The sequence below is a fragment of the Mycobacterium sp. E1715 genome (assembly GCF_001667625.1).
GTDB lineage: Bacteria > Actinomycetota > Actinomycetes > Mycobacteriales > Mycobacteriaceae > Mycobacterium.
The window spans coordinates 1-4658 of sequence record NZ_LZJJ01000057.1 but is presented as its reverse complement, the minus strand read 5'-3'; the positions used below and the strand labels follow the sequence as shown (position 1 = coordinate 4658).

Below are 4658 nucleotides of genomic sequence, written 5' to 3'. Positions count from 1 at the left end.
GGCCGCGGTCTGGGAGTACCCCGGAACGGCCAACTCCCGTACCGGGGCTATACGTCGAATCACCATGAGCGGCTTGACTATGCGCGAAAAAATTCTGATCGCTGACCGCCCCTACCACCACGCCTATACCATCCTCTCGGGAATCCCCGTCACCGATCACCGCGCCGATGTTCATATATCCACTACGTCTCGCGGATCTCACATCGTATGGAAGGCAACGTTTCGGAGCCGCATTCCGCTCACAGGGCCGCTGATCTGGCTCATGCTGCGCGCGAGCATGCCCACGATGGTGACCGCTCTCGCCCGGGGAGCCGAAGCGCAGCCGACGTAGCCACCGTGCCGGTGAGCATGGATTGCCACCGGTCTCGTCTACAGGATCAAGATGGCCCAAAGCCATTTACCGTCAGCCTCCTTGGTCATTACACGCGGCCCGATGGCGGGCTGGGTTTGGTGCCCCGCGTGGTGGCCGGAGCCAGGCCGTTGTCTTCGCATCGCCGATCACCGCCACCCACACGTGCGGGCGGGTGACCGGAAGTCGTTGATGTTAGCCACTCGCCGCGCAGGGGAGAAGGTTAGGCTGCACGATCTACATGCGGACCAGGGTGAACGGATACGTGTAGGTTCCCGCCGGCGACCCGTTACAACCCGAGGAAAACGAGGAGTCCAACGAGCCAGCAAGCGCGGACGCATCCCATGCGTAGACGTCGTGCGTGGGTATCACGGGGCCGTAGTAGATGTCACCACAACGCAGACCGTCGGGAACGTCGACACTCAAGGTATAGCGGCCATCGGCGAACCGAGCGGTGCCGGTGTACTCGAATGCCCTGGCTACCGGTTGGGGTATCGCGCTCACGCTGACACAGTCACCGCTGCACGACGAAATCGCCCAGATCCAGGTATGGAAGTCGTACCTGCCGGTGATCAAAAGCTGGTAATTGCCGGTTCGCATCTCCGCGTGGGCCACGGGCACGAGCCCGAAGGCCGCCGCCGCCAGGCAGATACCCAGTATGAGCGCCTTCAAGTTCGCTCCATTCTGTTTGGGCCGAAGGATCAGACGACATGCCGTTACCCACCGCAATGGCGGACTGCCCTCGGCGGGGCCGCTGGTCGCGGCTCACATATGCGAGCCGCCGTCCACACGGACTTCGGTGCCGGTGATGAAATAGGCGTCGGGACAGCCCAGCATGGCTACTACGGCGGCTACAGCGTCTGGTCTGGCGAAGATCGCGCCGTCAGCCAGTGGAAGTACGGGCTGAACCTTGCCGAACAAGGAAAAGTCGACGTCAGCAGGTAGGCCCGGACCTACGCTCTGCTTCGATTCTCCTGTGCCATCAGTCATTCCGGAGGAAATTGACCCCGGCTGCACCGAGTTGAACCGGATTCCCTCTTTGCTGAACTCCATTGCCAACGCATGTGTCATCGACTGAATTCCGCCCTTGGATGCGGCGTAGGCGGACATATACGGGTGAGCAAAGGCCGCCGAGGTGGAGCTGAAGTTGACCACGGCTGGACCGACGCCCTCGCGTAGGGCCGGGATCGCCTCGCGGGTCATCAGGAAGGTGCCGACCAGGTTGATACGGAGTACCTGCTCAAAATCGGCCACGGTGGTGTCCAGGAAATGGGCCGAGCGCAGAATCCCCGCCGCGTTGACCAACGTGTCGAGACCTCCCAGCGCCGCGAGCGCCCGGCCGACACCGTCGCGGACGGACTGCTCGTCGCCGACGTCCAACGTCACCGTGGCGAGCCGGTACGCGTACGTGTCGGCCTTGGCCACCGTGTCCTTCAACCCGGACTCGCTGATGTCGGCGGCCACAACTCGTCCGCCTTCCTCCAGCACGCGCAGCACGGTTGCTTGTCCAATGCCCGAGCCACCCCCGCTGATCAAAACGCGGCGATTCGCATATCTCTGAGGACTGTTCACAACGGGGATGGTGCTCCGCGGAATCGGCAATGTCAGCCGCATGTCCCGGTGGGTGGTCCTCTCCTAGGCGGGGAGGGGCCCGGTATGGACCCGGTTCGGGTGCCCTCGCATGGGATCCGCAGCGATGGATAGGCGTCCCGGTAAGCGGGACATCGTGTGGTTCACGTCTCACCCGACTGGGAGGGTTCTGCTCGACGCAGCTCGGACCGATGTGGTGCAGGGCGTGACCCGAGCTGCGATGTCTGGTGTCGACGAGGTGAAGGAGCCACAGCCGGTGATCACGAAGGCGCCCGACCGTTGGTCGCCGGGGCTTTCGTCGTTTGGCGCCAAGCTGGCTGGGCCCATGCAGGCCATCGGGGGACTGGCCGCGATGGCGGCCGATGCGGCGAAGTTCGCTGTCCGCAGGCCGTTTCAGGGACGAGAGTTCCTGGATCAGTCGTGGTTTGTCGCACGCGTCTCGCTGATGCCCACGCTGCTGGTAGCCATTCCATTTACCGTGCTGGTCAGCTTCACGCTCAATATCCTGCTGCGCGAACTGGGTGCGGCCGACCTTTCGGGGGCGGGTGCAGCCTTCGGGGCGGTCACCCAGGTCGGCCCCCTGGTCACGGTGCTGATCGTGGCGGGCGCCGGCGCCACGGCGATGTGCGCCGATCTGGGCTCGCGCACCATCCGTGAAGAGATCGACGCGTTGGAAGTGTTGGGAATCAATCCCGTTCAACGATTGGTCACCCCGCGCATGCTGGCATCGGGACTGGTGGCACTGCTGCTCAACAGCGTCGTCTGCATCATCGGCATCCTGGGCGGCTACACGTTCTCGGTGTTCGTCCAGGACGTCAACCCGGGTGCATTCGCGGCGGGCATCACCCTGCTGACCGGGGTGCCCGAATTGATCATTTCCTCGGTCAAAGCGCTGTTGTTCGGTCTCATCGCCGGCCTGGTGGCCTGCTACCGCGGGCTGACGATCACCGGTGGCGGCGCCAAAGCTGTGGGCAACGCCGTCAACGAGACGGTGGTATACGCGTTCATGTCGCTGTTTGTCATCAACGTCGTGGTGACGGCTATCGGCATCCAGATGACGGCGAAGTAGGCAGACGGTGACGCTGCGAGCGGCATATCCGGGTCTGGCCCGAGAAATCAACAGACCGATCAGCGCGCTGACCGGCATCGGTGACCACGTCGCGTTCTACGGGAAGGCGATCGCCGGGGCCCCGTTTGCGGCCACCCGCTACCGGCGAGAAATCATCCGCTTGATCGCCGAAATCAGCATGGGCGCTGGCACCTTGGCGATGATCGGCGGGACAGTGGTCATCGTCGGATTTCTCACCTTGGCGACGGGTGGGACGCTGGCCATCCAGGGATACAGCTCGCTGGGCAACATTGGCATCGAGGCGTTGACCGGCTTTTTGGCCGCGTTCATCAACGTCCGTATCTCGGCGCCGATTGTCGCCGGCATCGGCTTGGCGGCCACCTTCGGCGCCGGCGTGACCGCCCAACTGGGCGCCATGCGCATCAATGAGGAAATCGATGCGCTCGAAAGTATGGGGATCCGGCCCGTTTCCTACCTAGTGAGCACACGGATCGTCGCCGGTATGCTGGCGATCACGCCGCTGTACTCGATCGCGGTCATCTTGTCGTTCGTGGCCAGCCAATTCACCACCGTGGTCGTGCTGGGGCAATCCGGTGGGCTCTATGGTCACTACTTCTCGACGTTTCTGAACCCAACCGACCTATTGTGGTCATTTCTGCAGGCGATCCTGATGGCCTTGGCCATCCTGTTCACCCACACCTACTACGGCTACTTCGCCAGCGGGGGACCCTCGGGTGTCGGGGTCGCGGTGGGTACTGCGGTGCGCACTTCCCTGATCATCATCGTGTCGGTCACCCTGCTGGTTTCGCTGGCCATTTACGGCGCCAACGGCAACTTCAACTTGTCGGGCTAGGGGAAGAAAGCTGATGTGGAACAACACTGTTCGCCCCTTGCTGGGTCTGGCCACCGTCGGTGTGATCGGCGCGATCGTCGCTGCCACCATCGTGTTGTTCGAAGGCGGTGCCATCGAATCGGTGCCGGTCACGGTGCTATCGCCCCGGGCGGGACTGGTGATGAACCCGGACGCCAAGGTGAAGCTGCATGGTGCACAAGTGGGCAAGGTCTCCTCGATCGACAACCTGCCCGACGGCCGGGCCGCGATTCACCTGGCGATCAATCCCTCCTGGCTGAATCTGATTCCCGCCAATACCGGCGTCGACATCGAATCAACGACCGTCTTCGGGTCGAAATTCGTGCAACTCATCCCACCGCCCGATCCCTCCCCCCAGTCGCTGAAGGCGGGCCAAATCCTTGACTCTGAGCATGTCACCGTCGAAATCGACACCGTGTTCGAGCAATTGGTGTCGGTGTTGTCGCAGATCGAACCGGAAAAGCTCAATGAGACCCTTGGCGCTCTCGCGCAAGCGTTCAGCGGCCGCGGTGACAAACTCGGCCACACCCTGGCCGATCTGGACGCCCTGTTGACCAAGATCGACCCGAGCCTGACCTCCCTGAGGCACGAACTCTCGGTGGCCCCACAGGTGCTCAACGCCTACGCCGACGTGGCCCCCGAACTGGTTAAGACGGTTCAAAACGCGACCCGGCTGAGCGACACCGTGGTCGACCGGCAGCGTGATCTCGACACCGCGCTCATCAGCGCGATTGCGCTGGCCGACATCGGAAACGACGTGCTGGCGGACAACGCGCAGG

General features: G+C 63.2%; 6 protein-coding genes. 4 read left to right on the top strand and 2 right to left on the bottom strand.

All coding sequences use genetic code 11. The annotated features are described in order from the left end of the window. Nucleotides 1-331 (top strand): SRPBCC family protein (locus A9X03_RS30025; protein ID WP_231975341.1); only part of this gene is annotated, 331 nt, incomplete at its 5' end. A gap of 255 nt (nt 332-586) precedes the next feature. Here the strand turns inward: A9X03_RS30025 and A9X03_RS03240 are convergent. Both A9X03_RS03240 and A9X03_RS03235 read right to left on the bottom strand, forming a co-directional pair. Further along, nucleotides 587-949, bottom strand: a complete 363-nt coding sequence (locus tag A9X03_RS03240) for a hypothetical protein (protein WP_231969380.1) — start codon at nt 947-949, stop codon at nt 587-589. A gap of 165 nt (nt 950-1114) precedes the next feature. Further along, entirely contained in the window at nt 1115-1921 is an 807-nt protein-coding gene (locus A9X03_RS03235; protein WP_067755518.1) for an SDR family NAD(P)-dependent oxidoreductase, read from the bottom strand. Between the two features lie 238 nt (nt 1922-2159). Between A9X03_RS03235 and A9X03_RS03230 the strand changes: the two genes are divergently transcribed. The 3 genes from A9X03_RS03230 to A9X03_RS03220 form a co-directional block, all read left to right on the top strand. Then, the gene (locus tag A9X03_RS03230; RefSeq protein ID WP_067755514.1) at nt 2160-3008 is read left to right on the top strand and encodes an ABC transporter permease; all 849 of its coding nucleotides are present in this window, start codon (nt 2160-2162) and stop codon (nt 3006-3008) included. A gap of 7 nt (nt 3009-3015) precedes the next feature. Beyond that, the gene (locus tag A9X03_RS03225; protein WP_067755511.1) at nt 3016-3861 is read left to right on the top strand and encodes an ABC transporter permease; all 846 of its coding nucleotides are present in this window, start codon (nt 3016-3018) and stop codon (nt 3859-3861) included. 13 nt (nt 3862-3874) lie between these two features. Then, on the top strand, nt 3875-4658 hold a 784-nt coding region (locus A9X03_RS03220), incomplete at its 3' end, for an MCE family protein (RefSeq protein ID WP_068259658.1).